Annotated in this window: 10 protein-coding genes and 1 pseudogene; 6 read left to right on the top strand and 5 right to left on the bottom strand. The window is 36.6% G+C overall.

Going from position 1 to position 14,895, the window contains the following annotated elements:
* Nucleotides 1-185: 185 nt before the first annotated feature.
* The 6 genes from K332_RS0116040 (at nt 186) to K332_RS0116065 (ending at nt 6,872) form a co-directional block, all read left to right on the top strand.
* Nucleotides 186-1,046: a polysaccharide deacetylase family protein gene (locus K332_RS0116040; protein WP_026908383.1), complete on the top strand. Its 861-nt coding sequence runs from the start codon at nt 186-188 to the stop codon at nt 1,044-1,046.
* A gap of 48 nt (nt 1,047-1,094) precedes the next feature.
* Nucleotides 1,095-1,814: an N-acetylmuramoyl-L-alanine amidase family protein gene (locus tag K332_RS0116045; protein ID WP_026908384.1), complete on the top strand. Its 720-nt coding sequence runs from the start codon at nt 1,095-1,097 to the stop codon at nt 1,812-1,814.
* Between the two features lie 434 nt (nt 1,815-2,248).
* Nucleotides 2,249-2,932, top strand: coding sequence for a response regulator transcription factor (locus K332_RS0116050; RefSeq protein ID WP_026908385.1), 684 nt, complete (start codon nt 2,249-2,251; stop codon nt 2,930-2,932).
* Nucleotides 2,933-2,968: 36 nt separating this feature from the next.
* Entirely contained in the window at nt 2,969-4,003 is a 1,035-nt protein-coding gene (locus K332_RS0116055; protein WP_026908386.1) for a sensor histidine kinase, read from the top strand.
* Nucleotides 4,004-4,180: 177 nt separating this feature from the next.
* The gene (locus K332_RS0116060; RefSeq protein WP_026908387.1) at nt 4,181-4,966 is read left to right on the top strand and encodes an ABC transporter ATP-binding protein; all 786 of its coding nucleotides are present in this window, start codon (nt 4,181-4,183) and stop codon (nt 4,964-4,966) included.
* Entirely contained in the window at nt 4,950-6,872 is a 1,923-nt protein-coding gene (locus K332_RS0116065; RefSeq protein WP_245604729.1) for an ABC transporter permease, read from the top strand. The genes K332_RS0116060 and K332_RS0116065 overlap by 17 nt, the downstream gene beginning before the upstream one ends.
* 480 nt (nt 6,873-7,352) lie before the next feature.
* Here K332_RS0116065 and K332_RS23720 read toward each other — a convergent pair.
* From K332_RS23720 to K332_RS0116085, 5 genes and pseudogenes are all read right to left on the bottom strand, one after another.
* Nucleotides 7,353-7,469: pseudogene (locus K332_RS23720) on the bottom strand (winged helix-turn-helix domain-containing protein); the annotation flags it as partial.
* 364 nt (nt 7,470-7,833) lie between these two features.
* A complete protein-coding gene (locus K332_RS0116070) occupies nt 7,834-8,352 on the bottom strand; it encodes a hypothetical protein (RefSeq protein ID WP_026908389.1) in 519 nt (172 codons plus the stop codon).
* Between the two features lie 366 nt (nt 8,353-8,718).
* Nucleotides 8,719-9,714 (bottom strand): virulence RhuM family protein, encoded by a 996-nt coding sequence (locus K332_RS0116075; protein WP_036689149.1) that lies wholly within the window; start codon nt 9,712-9,714, stop codon nt 8,719-8,721.
* A gap of 314 nt (nt 9,715-10,028) precedes the next feature.
* A complete protein-coding gene (locus tag K332_RS0116080) occupies nt 10,029-12,845 on the bottom strand; it encodes a UvrD-helicase domain-containing protein (protein ID WP_026908391.1) in 2,817 nt (938 codons plus the stop codon).
* Nucleotides 12,845-14,641, bottom strand: a complete 1,797-nt coding sequence (locus K332_RS0116085) for a DUF262 domain-containing protein (protein ID WP_026908392.1) — start codon at nt 14,639-14,641, stop codon at nt 12,845-12,847. The genes K332_RS0116080 and K332_RS0116085 overlap by 1 nt, the downstream gene beginning before the upstream one ends.
* Nucleotides 14,642-14,895: the final 254 nt, after the last annotated feature.

The following is a 14,895-nucleotide window of genomic DNA, read 5'->3' on the forward strand; positions in this document are numbered from 1 at the left end:
GTAAACTTTAGTTGTTCTTCACGATAGGCTAGCCAATTTTTTGACTATATATGTCATGAAAATGGTTGGCTTTTTATCATTTTATCCAGTCTTTAAATTAAATCCATTCCATCTTCATCTCTTCTTTATCTCACCATATTAATCTATCAACAAGTACGAAATTGAAATAGATTTGAGGTTTTTACATGAATAAGCTGAAACTTTTTATTTTCCTTGTCTGTTTGGTTATCTGTAGTGCCTGTCACAGTGAGATTGACCATAATCATGTGGGATTAAAGGGGAAAGATGGAGTTGTAAAAGGGCAGAATCCAGAATCGGAAGCAGATAACAAAGCCTCTAAGGCAAATCCAAAATATAGGGATTTACAAGAGTCTCAAAAAACAGAATTTGAGATGTCACAGGAAAATAATGAATTGGTTTCCCCCAATATAGAAAAGACTGTCTACCTAACCTTTGACGACGGTCCCACTTCAGCAACAACAGATATTTTAGATACTTTACACCAATTTAATGCTAAAGCAACATTTTTCATGCTGGAACCTTCTATGAGGGAGTTACCGAAAGTAGTCGACAAAATTGTAGAGGAGGGGCACGCTGTGGGTTTACATGGTGTGACCCACGATAAAAATCAGTTTTATCAATCTGCACAATCTGCTCTCGAAGAAATGACTACCGCCCAGAAAACACTTCTCGATATCACAGGAATCAGGTCCAATCTGATTCGAACACCTTATGGTAGTGTTCCGTATTTATCGGAATCATATCGACAGGTTTTAGATAGCAATGGATTTAAACTATGGGATTGGAATGTTGACAGTAGTGATTGGTCTTTATCCAATGATGAATATGTAGATACGGTTATTAGTCAAATAGAGGAGCTAGTTAATGCTGGTGTGGCACCAATTATTCTCATGCATGACATACCAAATACAGCTAGCCATTTATCTATTCTACTAACCTATCTGTCCAAGCATGGATTTCAAACAAAAATAATTGAAGAAAATTTACAACCATATAATTTCAACTGTTATCAACGTTGCCACTGAATACTGCACAGAAATAGAAAAAATAAGAATTAAAGGAGCGAAAGTAACATGAACAAACGGATTCGATTTTTCACTTTTAGTTTACTATTGTTTTTAATTGCAGTCGGTTTCATCGTTCATCAAAAGCCATTTGCCTCACATTCAGAAAGTAAATCCCAATCAAATAAGGAGCAGCTTATTAGCAATCAAGCAGATGATATTTCAAATGGTGAATCAGCCGAAGGACCATATAAAATAGTAATTGACCCTGGACATGGAGGTAAAGACCCCGGATCTATTGGTGCTAATGGTTCATATGAAAAAGATTTCACGTTAAGCCTTGCGATGGAGGTCTACCATTTATTGGAGAAGGTGCCGCAAATAGAAGTTTATATGACAAGAGATAAAGATATTTTTCTTTCCGCTGAAGCACGAGTACGCCCAAACTTTGCGAATGACCTAGGGGCGGATTTATTTATTTCTATACATGCAAATACGTTTACAGATCCATCTGTTTCCGGTACAGAATCCTATTATTATCATCAGAACTCTTTATCTCTGGCAAATATTATACACAAACACGTTGTAGAGGCTACGGGCTTTAGAAATCGAGGCGCAAAAAAAGAAAACTATTTTGTTTTAAAAGATACTAACATGCCTGCAATTCTACTTGAAATAGGTTATATAACTAACCCCGAGGATGAGCAAACAATGTTAACGAATGAATTTCAACAGGCTGTTGCTAAAGCCATTAATGAAGGAATACTAGAATATTTAGAAATAGATTGAAGGGTATTTTTGGTCAACTCCCTATCCCCATTTTAAGTGACACAGATATACTTTGTTCTAGCTCTTCTTCCAAACCTATTTACTCAATTATATCAATAAAGTCTGCTCTATTGAGACAAGCGTAAATGAGTGGCAAAATGAGATCTCCACATGTCCCATGAGACTTTCTTCAAAATAAGTAAGGAAATTATGGGTATAATTGGTAGTGTGTCAAGATCAGCTTTGTACAGAAAGTTAGCAGAAGGGAAGTAAAGAAGGCTAACCACATTAAAATTTAAATAATTCCCATCCTAGCCCTTCAATCCTGGAATTGTTTCCGTAGCCCACCAAAGGGAAAACATTAATCTGTGATATAGTAATGAGGAGAAATTCTTTGTTACATCAATTTACTTTATTTACAACAGGTTAATTTGCGACACTAGGAGGCTATCCCGATGAAGATAAACATATTTGTTGTTGAAGATGATGATGCTTTGTTTGCTGCGTTGAAGAAAGGTCTAGAGTCTTGGTCGTTCCGGGTCACAAGGCCAGATGATTTTGAAAGTGTGATGCGTTCATTTCTTGAACAACAGCCCCAGCTCGTCATCATGGATGTCACACTCCCGAAATTTGACGGTTTTCATTGGTGTCGCGAGATTCGCGCTGTATCCAAAGTACCCATTGTTTTCCTTTCCGCCCGCGATCACCCAATGGATATGGTCATGGCGCTAAACATGGGGGCGGACGACTTCATTCAGAAGCCATTTCATACAGACGTGCTTTATGCCAAAATTCAAGCCGTTCTCCGGAGGACATATGCTTATGGCGAAGAGCAATCGAATATTCTTGAATGGAATGACGCCTTGATAGATTTGAATCGAGGTGTCATTCGAAACGCTGGGAAAGAAGTGGATTTAACAAAAAACGAATTTTTTATACTGATCACGCTCGTGAAATCGAACAATGTTATTATCTCGCGCCATGACTTGATACGAAAGCTGTGGGAGGACGAGCAATTCGTGAACGACAATACCCTCACGGCGAATATAACTCGTTTGCGACAAAAGCTGGAGACAATCGATTTGTCAGACGCTATTGTGACAAAAAAGGGACTGGGTTATATGGCCATCACTTTATAGAAATTATGAACATGTACTGATAGGGGGAACCATACCATGTTTATTCGTTACGTTGATGCAAGGAAAAGCTGGATTTTACTGTTTGCCGGTTTGCTCGTCCTAGCCAATGCTCTGATCCTACTTGATCAAGGCATCCAGGTCACATCTACTTCTCTCCTTTATTTTAACGCCTCATTTATTCTATCCTTTCTCTTGTTTTTTATATGGCGCTACAAAAGAGAGACAAAATATGCCGCCGCATTGGCTGCTCTGCAGGAAGACATGGCCTTTGACTGGATTGAGACACTTCCCGAGCCTGGGGACGGCCTAGATCAGATGACCAACGACATCTTACGGGACGCCTCCCTTCAGTTCAAACGAAAGCTATCTGACTATAAAGAAACGCAACTGATTGAGAATGAATTCACTGCCTCATGGATCCATGAGGTGAAGACTCCTCTTACCGCTATGAAGCTAATCCTGGATGCCCAGCCAAGTAATCCGGAAATACGTAAAATTGAAGTGGAATGGTTGCGCGTGTATTTGTTGGTCGACCGCCAACTGCATATGACACGTCTGCCCGCGATTGAATCAGACTATGTTCTTGAATTGTCATTCTTACAGCGCCTCGCTGCGGAAGAAGTACGTGATCTGGCACCATGGTGTATGGAAAAAAACCTAGCGGTCAGTATCGAAGGAAAGGATGTATCGGCCATTACAGACCGAAAATGGTGCCGCTTCATCCTTCGACAACTGTTGACGAATGCCGTGAAATATAGCCCTGTGAATACGGCACTTATGATCGTGACGGATGTTACGGAGACAGGCCAAGTATTTTTGGATGTCATCGATGAAGGACCCGGAATACAGCCGCACGAATTGCCGCGTATCTTTGACAAAGGCTTTACGGGCGAAAATGGTAGGATTCAAAATGCAGCGACCGGACTTGGTCTCTATCTTGCAAAAACCGTTGCAGATAAATTAGGAATTTCCCTCAAATCGCAGCCTGGTCAGACGAAAGGTACGGTGATGCGAATGACCTTTGCCGATCCCAATGCATTCGAAGCTGTCCGAAGAGGGGCGGGAGAGTAACATCCAGCTATGAAGCAGTCAGGATTGCTCCTGGCTGTTTTTTTGGTGTGGAATAATGAACGTGACAATATTGTCACGTTGTCTTGTCAGATTGTCATGTAAAACGTACGACAAGCAAAATATCCAACCGTATAATAAAGCTATCATCAAGCAATAATTATAATTTGGAGGTACGTTATGGATCAGCTGAATGTAGGAGAAACCGTTTTACAAGCACGAAATATACACAAAACATATGGTACTAAAGGAAATGCACAGCATGTTTTAAAAGGAATAGATTTACGTGTCACCCGCAGTGAATTTGTCGGCATTATGGGCCCTTCCGGCTCAGGCAAGACGACATTGCTTAATGTCTTAGCCACGATTGATCATACGACGGATGGAACGGTTTTAATCGATGATGCAGATATCTCCAAGCTGAGTAATACCGCGCTTTCCACCTTTCGACGCAACAAACTGGGATTCATCTTCCAGGATTACAATCTACTGGACACATTGACAGTGAAGGAAAATATACTACTGCCCATCTCCCTTAGTAAAATGAGCAAGCGAAAAGCGGAAAGCCAGTTCACAGATATCGCCAATGTGCTTGACATTAAAGCACTGTCGCATAAATATCCGCATGAAATATCAGGAGGCCAGAAACAACGGACAGCTGCTGGGCGCGCTCTGATTCACCAGCCTTCAATCGTGTTTGCGGACGAACCGACCGGTGCACTGGATTCCAAATCCGCTTCCTCATTACTCGACGTGATGGAGAAGGTGAATCAGCAACGAGGCGTCACCGTTGTCATGGTGACCCATGACCCGGTAGCCTCCAGCTATTGCAGCCGTGTTGTGTTTTTAAAAGACGGGAAGATTTATTCCGAGCTGTACCGCGGTGATAAAACAAGACATGCCTTCTTTAATGAAATTATGGACGTGCAAGCCGTACTGGGGGGCGACCATGTTGACGGTTTTTGAATTAGCACTTCGCAGCATGCGGCAAAATGTGAAACATTATTATTTGTACTTCTTCGCGCTGATTTTTAGTATGAGCCTGTATTTTGTCTTCGCCTCACTACAGCACGATCAGGCTGTTCAAAATATGACACACACAAGCGTTGCCTTCTTTCAAATTGCGGGAGTCATGCTGATTGTGATCGTTGGGATTTTTACCGTCTCAGCCAACGGCATTTTCCTGCGTCGGCGCAGTCGAGAAATCGGACTATATCAGCTGATTGGTCTTTCTAAAGGCTGGGTAGTCCGATTTCTATTGATCGAGAATATACTGCTTGGCTTAGGTGCACTACTTGTTGCAATCATTTGCGGCGCGTTGGTTTCCAGGCTGTTCGTCCTGATTTTGTTAAATCTGCTCGGCTTAGAAGGGATTGTCGGCATCAGTTTCTCCGTACAAGCAGCTTTTAAGACGTTGATGGTCTATCTTCTCATCATCGGCGTCACTTCCATTCAGATGATGCTGATGGTTTATCGCAGCACCCTTCTGAATCTGTTTCAAGCTGATAAGCGTCCTGATCTCAGCGCGCCGCCTAAAGCGGTGGCATCTGCTATTTTCGCCTTGCTCGGTCTGACACTGATTGGATACGGCTATGAATTATCGGGTCATATTGATAAAGAGTTATTCCCCAACGCATTATTGATGCTCGGATCCATCATTGTAGGGACTTACTTATTGTTTCACGTTACGATGAGATGGTGCTTTTACCGGTTCCGCAAACGTAAAGACGGACACCTAGGCTTAACAAACAGCCTGTCGATAGCTCCGCTGATGCACCATACGAAAGCAAATGCCAACTCACTTGCTTTGATTACGTTGTTGTCAGCCATGACCATCACACTGATTTCCATGGCTTACTCCTTCTACTACTCCGTAGAGCAAGAGACCCGCCGCGATCTCCCTTATGATTTTATGTTTGAAAACGATCAACAGGAGGCGCTATCGTTCAAGATGGAGCTGGAGAAGGAAGGCATCGATGTTAATCACCACGTCGTTCAAGCGGTTCTGACGACGGGCATCATACTTGATCCGAATGACGAATCCTACAGGTTTGAAGAAAGTTTGTTATGGCTTCCAGCCGAACATCTTAAACAAACAGGCGCAGACCTTAACGTACCGCCAGATGGCGTGGCCATTTTGTACAATGCCGGGGCCTCACTTGCCGGGGACTTAGATGAGCATTCGAAGCGATATCCAACCGAAATAGTGCTGGAGCAGCATGGACAGACCGTCATGTATACATTGCGGACATTGAGGGAAAGAAACATCATGAATTTAAATGCTCCCGGCAGTCAGCTGCTAGTGTCAGAAGCGACGATGGACAAAATCGCAGAACAAATGGCCGGTACGCCCGATTATAAGAAAATTCACTTTGATACGTATCAAGTTCCGGACAAGGAAGAGCTCGCCATAGCTTCCTCTCTATACGAAAAATACGATAATGACGAACCATTAAAGTATGATTACTATGCGCAGTACAAAAAAGTGCTGGAACTGACAGGCTTGCTCATTTTCATCGCAGCTTTCCTTGGACTTGTCTTTTTGATTTCAACCGGCAGCATCTTGTACTTCAAGCAAATGACCGAAGCTGAGCAGGAAAAGCAAAGCTTTAAGACGTTGCGTCAGCTCGGATTTGACGTGGATATGATCATGAAAGGCATTATACGAAAGCAGATCATCGTGTTCCTTCTCCCTCTATCGATCGCTATACTGCATTCGATCTTTGCTATCAAGGCAGCTTCATTTATGATCCGATCGGACACCATGTTGCCTGCATTCATCGTAATAGCGATTTACACGGTTATCTATTTTGTATTCGCTCTGTTTACCATAGGCTACTACCGCAACATTGTAAAAAAAGCTATGTCATAACTATCAACTTAAAGGGAGATAAGCTATATGGGGTACCGCCAATATTTCAGATGTTTTGTACGCTAGTATATCTCCAACCTAAAAAAAGTCGATTCCTTTTCGTACAGGGAAGCGATTTTTTTGTTTTACAATTGCGTTCGTTGAATAGAGCTTACTAAAAAAACTGAACTAATACATTCCCTCTTTGCATTGACACCATGCCATACTTTATATTGTTGGAAAGAAGGGGTTTATAATGAAAATCAGTAAACTTTCTAATAAAACAGGTGTTAGCACTCGTTCTATTCGTTATTACTTTCGATGATGCCCACAATATTTAATTTTTTCTTCATATTCCATCCTTCTTAACCCGAAACTTGCTCATCAGGACGGATAATCGTTGTGATATAAGTCATGTAGGCTGCAGCAGAGACAACGGCGATAGCAAGTAAAAAAACAGAAATAACATATAAATAAACACACTTTTTTATGCCAGACTTTTTACTTATGATTTTTCACCAACTTATACCCTAATCCTTTTACCGTAACAATGAGTTTTGACGTTGACGGGTCATCCTCGACTTTTTCGCGCAAGTGCCGTATGTTTACCATAATGGTCTTAATAAAGTTATGTGCTCTACCCTTATTAGACCCTAATCTCTTGCTTGCTTTATGACCTTTCTATGTATCACTATCTATAACTTTTATCGAATCCTTTCACTGAGAAAGGAGTGTCACCGTTGCAATTAATTTTAAGTATTCCAGATTTTCAATTGAATGAGATTAAATTACAGGAATGTTATGTTCCTGGCTACATCATCGTACCGTTTTTTTGCTAATGTTTTATGTTGAAGCGTTTAATTTAGCATGTAATATTTATTTCTACCAAAAACATTTACATTCTTTTACTCTATAAATCTAATAGAATGAATCACTTTCTATTACAGAAATTTATAAATCGAGATTTTCAAAGTTACTCGTTCTAACTCCATGTAATGCTATCTAATTTAACCAGTAATTCTGACCAATTATCATTTTCTTCCCAGTAAACTTCTCCATTAACAATTTTCCCTAGTTCTATTTCCCAAAGAGCGGTGGTCTCTATAGCATCTTCGTCTTTAACATAATACCGCCATTGGAGTCCATTCGTGTAAATAACTCTTTTATAGAACTTAAGATGACTCATTAATTGTTCTAAATATTTTTCTAAATCTAAATCCTCATCCACATATTTAACCTCAATTGCCCCTAGAATAGCTGCATCATTGCTTTTATCTCTTGTCCGTATCACGAAGTCTGGAAATCCAGCTTCTCCTCTATACTGTTTAGAAAAATTTGTTTTCCTGCGCACAGAAACATCTCTTAAAGAAATCTCATTACCATGTCTTCTTTCTCTGATGATACAGGCAATTATGGAGTATAAATCACACTCTACAAGGTTCTGAGCTAGTATCAATTCAATTTCATCCTTATACATATAAAAATCATTTGCTAATGACATACGCTATCTCCCACTAAAGTATTTTATTTTCATTCTTCTTTTGACTTTCCTAATGCACCTTAGCAGGGCAGATAGGTTCAGCTAAAGCAATTATAAAGGTTAATTCTTGTCACCTCTATCAAATTCTGTCTTTTCAATCGCCTTTTTTATGTGTTACTTTTCCTGAATCAGTCAAGACCTCCTGTCGATTATTTTAAAATGTAACTATTTGAACTGATACACTTAAATTAAATTAATCGCAACTTCAATTTTTTGTTTTACCTGTATTTATGATAGGGTCCTGCTTAATTCACTGGCAATATATATGTTCACACCTAATTTCCTAATTATATAGGACAACATAATGACTTCTGTTTTATTACTTCATCACTTTTTAAGATTATTATTCTTAATAAATTTATCAAAGTCATCAGAAGTATTTTGAACAATGCGACGCTGGTTAAATCTCTCATACTCTTCAATGGCTATTTTATCCGCTACATCCTTTTCTACCTTTCCAGCATCATAAAGGATTTCGCGTTCATCAAATTCCAAGAAAGCATCAAGTCTTTTCTTCCAGTCTTTCATATACATCGGTCTATTTCTTTCTGCTTGATCTTCTGCATAGTCTAAATACCTAGTAACAATACGATTAAGAGCCCTTATTTCTTTTTCATTTAAGTAATTCTTTGCAGTCGTTACATCTCGTTTACGTACTTTATCACCTTTCCATGAATTAAGCCCCATATTTTCTTTCTCTGCATCCGCTCTATCTGAGATGAGTTCAGCAGCAGTCTTCCCATGGATTGCAAAATGCAATTTATTTTGAACCGTTGCAAAGAATTTATTTGTTACTTCTGCATTAGAATCATAATCTACTGAAGTAGCGTATATATCTGTAATTTTTTGATAGAATCTTTTCTTTGAGGCGCGAATATCTCTAATTCGTTCCAATAATTCATCGAAATAATCCTGTCCAAAATTACGCATTTCTTTCAAACGATCGTCATCTATTGTAAAGCCCTTAACAAGATATTCATTTAAACGTTCTGTTGCCCATTTGCGGAATTGTGTACCTCTATGGGAACGAACACGGTAGCCGATTGCGAGAATCATTTCAAGGTTATAGTGCTTGGCTTTTCTTTTTACTTCCCTTGAACCTTCACTTTGAACTTGTAAGTAATACTTACAAGTTGACTCTTCTTCCAATTCTCCTTCTTCGTAGATGTTCTTTACGTGAAGAGTAATGTTCTGAGGTGTGGTTTGAAAAAGTTCAGCAATTGCTTTTTGCGTCATCCAAACTTGTTCATTTTCCAATCTAACGTCTATTTTTGTATTTCCGTCCTCTGTTTGATAGATTAAAATGTCTGTATTGTTGTCCATTCCATTCACTCCTCATAAAGTTTATTACGTTTTTCTTCTATTGAATATTATAACATTTAAACGTAAGAAACTTAACAATAAAAGAACATACATTCCTATCCGACCTAGCAAAAAAGAAAACTCCTTACATTCATGGAAGAATCTAAAGGAGTTACTAAAATCAATTTCAACTCTTTGCTTTACCACTATTTGTGGTACGGTTCACCGTACCGGTTTGTAGGGTAAAATAACTGCCTATTATGAATAATAAATAACGAGGTACCTATGATGTACCTCGTTATTTTGGATTTTGCATTCTTACTTAGCTTTAATATCTATCTATTGTGACTCAGTACACTCTTATCTTTATTTATTTGGCCGTTAATTATCAAAAGCGACACTATTTGTTGATCAAATTCATCTATAACTTCAACCGCTACATCGTTAGCATGCCCTACCCAATTTTCCTTAAATAAATTTGCCTCACTGAAATTCTGTGCTCCAACAATTTTGTACCAAGATTTTGTTAAAGAGTGATACGTGTAACTCTGACTTTTTAATAAATCCTTAATAGCAATTGTTCCATATGTACCTTTTTTGTTTGAAACAATTATTCTGTAGCTTGATCCTTCTTTAAGTGGATAACTTAATGTATTTATATCTAAGTAACTCTGAATCTTGCTGTCACTTAAACTATTTAGGAAAGGAGATCTATTTAATGAATCCGTAATTATTATCAATTTATTTTTGGCTCTTGTAAGACCTACATAAAATAGCCTTTTTTCCTCATCGTAAACTCTGTCTATAGTGTGGCCAAGTATTTTATAAAAAACATTTCTAGGATGAATTAGAGGGAAGCTTCTTGAAACTGCATCCATCAAGATTATTACTTCATCTTCTCTTCCTTTAAACGAATGTACAGTGTCGACTGTTTTGATTAAATCTCTTTGTTCGACTGGGAATTCATTCCTAATAGTATTAATTAATTTCTCTCGAAAGTCACCTTTACCACCATTATGGATATTGTAAAAAGGGATACTACTTTTCCTTCTACTTAGTAAAGTAACACTTTGCCCCATATCTAATTGGCTCTTTACGAGTCTAATTAACGCAGGAGTGATCTTATCCCCTTTATATATTTGTTTTTCATGATCAGAAGGATTGAATAAATCTATATTTACTACATTTACGGTACCCTCTTCTTCTTTACTTGAATCTGAGGGTTTACCTTCATTCATCATTAATTGGTTGCCTGCCTGAACTATCTTTTTTGCCGAGCGATAGTTGGTAGATATATTCATTTTTATAGCACCATTAACATCTTCTTTAAAGTTATAAAAATATTTAAGGTCAGATCCAGCAAACCCATTAATAGCTTGCCAATCATCTCCAACACAAAATAATTTCACTTCATTATTTATTATTCGTATTGAGGAGATTAGTTCATTGAATAACAGAGAGAAATCTTGGAATTCATCTATAAATAAATATTTGATTTGATTTAAATTTCCTGAACCTTTTTTTCTTGTCCAATTAGTATGACCTTGCTTAACAAAATCAATTGCTCGATATAACAATCCATCAAAATCTTCCTCTTTATTAGCTGACAATTGATCTAGGTAATCTGAGTATATTTTCCAAATAACTCTTAAGAAATGTAATTCTAAATCAGTTAATTCGTTTTTACGCTCTACTACTAACTTTTTTATATCATTAGGATCTAACTTAAGTTTTCTAGACCTTTCAATAAAAGTTTTACAAACAATGCTAAATTCATCGACAGATCTGTTTTTTATTCTATGCCAAATTTCATCATCTGATAATTTTCTCATACTAGGAAAATAAGTCTCTAAAATCTTTCCAACCTTATTAGAAATTCCAATAGTAGAAAGGACATCATCAGGCCACATACTAATAAAATCATAATCTGCCCTTCGACTCCAATATAGAATCTTTTGCATTGATTCTTTGTCGTAATCTGGATCTCCGCTCATACCAAAAAATTCTATTACAATGCCTTTAGACCCTTCAGATTCTTTTAAAATGGTGAAGTCAGGTTTATAGTTGATACCATCCCACCGAAAATTCCATTCGTAATAGAAAGGTACATCATGTTCAAAGAGAAAATCAGCTATTCTTTTTTCTCCCATTGATTTGTAATACTTCCCGTCTAATCCTATGTATGGTAATGACCTACGATACTTTAGCATTTCATCTTTACTAAGATTATATCCCAGGCTAATAAAACGATCCCAATCTTCACGAAAATATTTCATCATTACATTTTTTATCCTGTTAGAATAATTATGGTCATCTAAATTTGAATTAATCACATTTTGAACAGATGAGCTTTTCTCTAATTTATCAAGTTCATCATAAACCATATTCTCTTCTGGATGAACAATACCATATGCTAGTGCATGATAAGTCATCGCTTGAGGAATATCCTCTTTTAATACTTTTTTCAACCTATTAGTAACTTCCATTGCTGCTTTTTTGTTAAAAGCTAATATTAATATTTCAGAAGGATGAACATGGCAGTGCTTAATTAAAAATATGGATCGATTAATAATTGTTCTTGTTTTACCACTCCCTGCTCTTGCTACTACCTGGACATTATCCCAAACGTTGGCTATCGTTTTTGCTTGTTCATAATCTGGTTGCTCCAAACTCTGGTAACGAAACCAATCCAAAACAAAATGGGTTGTAAGATCTTTGAATTCATCTTCAGAAATCCATTCCCTCATATTGTTATTCCAATAATCTCTCGCGACATTGTAATTTTCACTTAGAACCTTATATAGATCATGTCTTTTAAGTTTTATTTGTCTTTCTAGGGCTAGCTGTTTCTCTTTTTTTTCTTTCTCAATCATTTGTTTCTTCATTGTTTCTTTGTCATTTATTTCCCTTTGGTGAATTTTGCCCCACTTATATATAAACTCTTTCAGTTCATTAATTTCCATAGATTTGTGATTTTTATCGAATAGTGACTCTTCATAATCATTATTAAGTATTATATTAGCGCTAATCCCTGGAAAATTTAATTGTAGACCACAGCCAACACATCTATACAATATACTATGTTTAGTATTATCTGACTTAAAATATTTCGAGTCGCAATTCTGACACTCTAAATTTATTACTTTAGTCATTATTTCACATCAGCCCCTGGAAACCGCCAAATTTGAACAGCTTTTTCTCCTAATTCTTCGCAACGTTCTAAAACCTGTTCAAACTTAAACTCATCATAATCTGCAATTTCCTTTGTAATTTGTATGTTTGACTTCTTATATTCCTCAACTTTTGCCTTAAAAGGATTATTGGATGCACTTATATTTAGTGATTGCGCTAAGAGAGTTAAATTACCGATTTTATTCACATGTTCTTTATGTAGTTCAATAGCATTTCCCCCTAAGTAGCTCTCCCAATTTCCAAACTCGTGTTTAGATTTCTTAGTTAGTATTTTTTGAGGAATAATATGTTCTAAATGTAAATCAACACCTGAGTTTAAAATGTATTCACCATGATCATTAATTAAATCATACTCTATCTTCTCTAAAACATATTTCGCTCTTCCTTCATTATTTTTAAAGTTATGCATTGAAAATTTTTCTTTAAATTCATTATCGCTAGGTAAGTGCTTTAATAGTTTCTTTTCAACCTGATAAATGGCAAGATTATCTTCTATATTTACTAAACTCGCAAAGATAGTATCCAGTTCAGCAGTTCTATACTCACAGACATGTCTTCTCAACATAAAGGTTTCTATTAATTTTAGAATATGAACTTTATCTTTTTCTTTAATGTTCCTTTGAAACAAATCTAGTAGAAATATATTACTCGGAAACGATTTAATCATAGTTAAATTTCTAAGGTGTCTATTAAATACTTTACTTTCAAAAGATTGATTTCTAATTTGTTTATAAATATTAGAAGCGTTACGAAGTCTTTTTGCAAATTCAGTAATTGAAATTTTATGGGTATAGTTAACCATAATTTCTTCTTGAACTTCTGTAACAAGATCTTCATCTGAAACATCATCGTCTGTTTCATCAGTAAGATCCTCATATACGATAAATTCATTTAAGTTTTCCGCTTCTTTTACAGTGTTGAAATAAAGATTCTTAAACTCTACAACTATATTACTCGCAGTAATCTTTTTCTTTAATAAGTACGATAGATACTGCCTAAAGAAATCGTCTGTTTTAATTCCATCTAAGTTGATTATTACTTCTGTCCAATATCTTTTGACTTCTTCTAGAGTGTTTTCTTCTATTAAAGAAGCGTGTCCCAATAAGAAATTCTTTATGATATCCGTAGGACTTAATTTGAGACCACGATTATTAATCGTTTCAAATAATTTATATGCATCTTTAGCATCAGCTACATCTAATCGAATAACAAAAGTATTATTGGTTAGCTTATGAACAAATTCATACAAATCTGTTTCGCTAAGTTTTCCTAATTCCCCAGAATAATAATCGTAAGCAGCTATAAAACGTTCATTCTTAGAGGATTCTACATCGTTTCTCGTCATGAACCTCACGTAATCTGGGTCATCCAAATCTCCTAATATCAATTTTCGTTTTGGAACTCTATCAAATCCTTTACACGAAAGCATCGCTTCTTGTTCTTTATGTGAATCTTCAATTCCTAACTCTTTAAATCTATCTGCTAGGGCTTTTATTAGAATGGTTAATGTAGTTGTTCTCTGCTGCCCATCCACCATTTCTAATTTATTTATTCCTACAGTATGATCAGATGTTAAACATAAGATATTACCTAGTAAGTGGGTGTCATTCTGATTCAGAAGCTTAATATCATTAAATAAATCTGACCACTGCCTTTCTCCCCAAGAATACCTACGTTGATAAGCAGGTATAATAAACTGTTCACTATTACTGCTAAATAGTTGATTAATCGTTAATGTGGTAGGGGTGATTTTCATATTAACTATCCTTTCTAGATAGAAATCTCTGGCTTTTTTGTCGAATTTGTTTATGAGACTAACTCATGTTTTTAATTCACTTGTATTGCTTATTACTGATAGTAGCTTTTATTATTCTACAACCATCCTGTGATGATTTATAGATTTTATAAACTGTCAAAAAAATTTAGTTTAGCCTAAATAATACATTCGACATAAATAATTAAATTCCTCTATGAACAAAGAGTCCTGATACTTTAATTCAGGACTCTTTG

It is taken from the genome of Paucisalibacillus globulus DSM 18846 (genome assembly GCF_000482485.1).
In the GTDB taxonomy this organism is placed as follows: domain Bacteria; phylum Bacillota; class Bacilli; order Bacillales; family Amphibacillaceae; genus Ornithinibacillus; species Ornithinibacillus globulus.

Coding starts and splice junctions, on each gene's coding strand:
- K332_RS0116040 (WP_026908383.1), top strand. CDS start 186: ATGAATAAGCTGAAACTTTTTATTTTCCTTGTCTGTTTGGTTATCTGT.
- K332_RS0116045 (WP_026908384.1), top strand. CDS start 1,095: ATGAACAAACGGATTCGATTTTTCACTTTTAGTTTACTATTGTTTTTA.
- K332_RS0116055 (WP_026908386.1), top strand. CDS start 2,969: ATGTTTATTCGTTACGTTGATGCAAGGAAAAGCTGGATTTTACTGTTT.
- K332_RS0116070 (WP_026908389.1), bottom strand. CDS start 8,352: ATGTCATTAGCAAATGATTTTTATATGTATAAGGATGAAATTGAATTG.
- K332_RS0116085 (WP_026908392.1), bottom strand. CDS start 14,641: ATGAAAATCACCCCTACCACATTAACGATTAATCAACTATTTAGCAGT.
- K332_RS0116065 (WP_245604729.1), top strand. CDS start 4,950: ATGTTGACGGTTTTTGAATTAGCACTTCGCAGCATGCGGCAAAATGTG.
- K332_RS0116075 (WP_036689149.1), bottom strand. CDS start 9,714: ATGGACAACAATACAGACATTTTAATCTATCAAACAGAGGACGGAAAT.
- K332_RS0116050 (WP_026908385.1), top strand. CDS start 2,249: ATGAAGATAAACATATTTGTTGTTGAAGATGATGATGCTTTGTTTGCT.
- K332_RS0116080 (WP_026908391.1), bottom strand. CDS start 12,845: ATGACTAAAGTAATAAATTTAGAGTGTCAGAATTGCGACTCGAAATAT.
- K332_RS0116060 (WP_026908387.1), top strand. CDS start 4,181: ATGGATCAGCTGAATGTAGGAGAAACCGTTTTACAAGCACGAAATATA.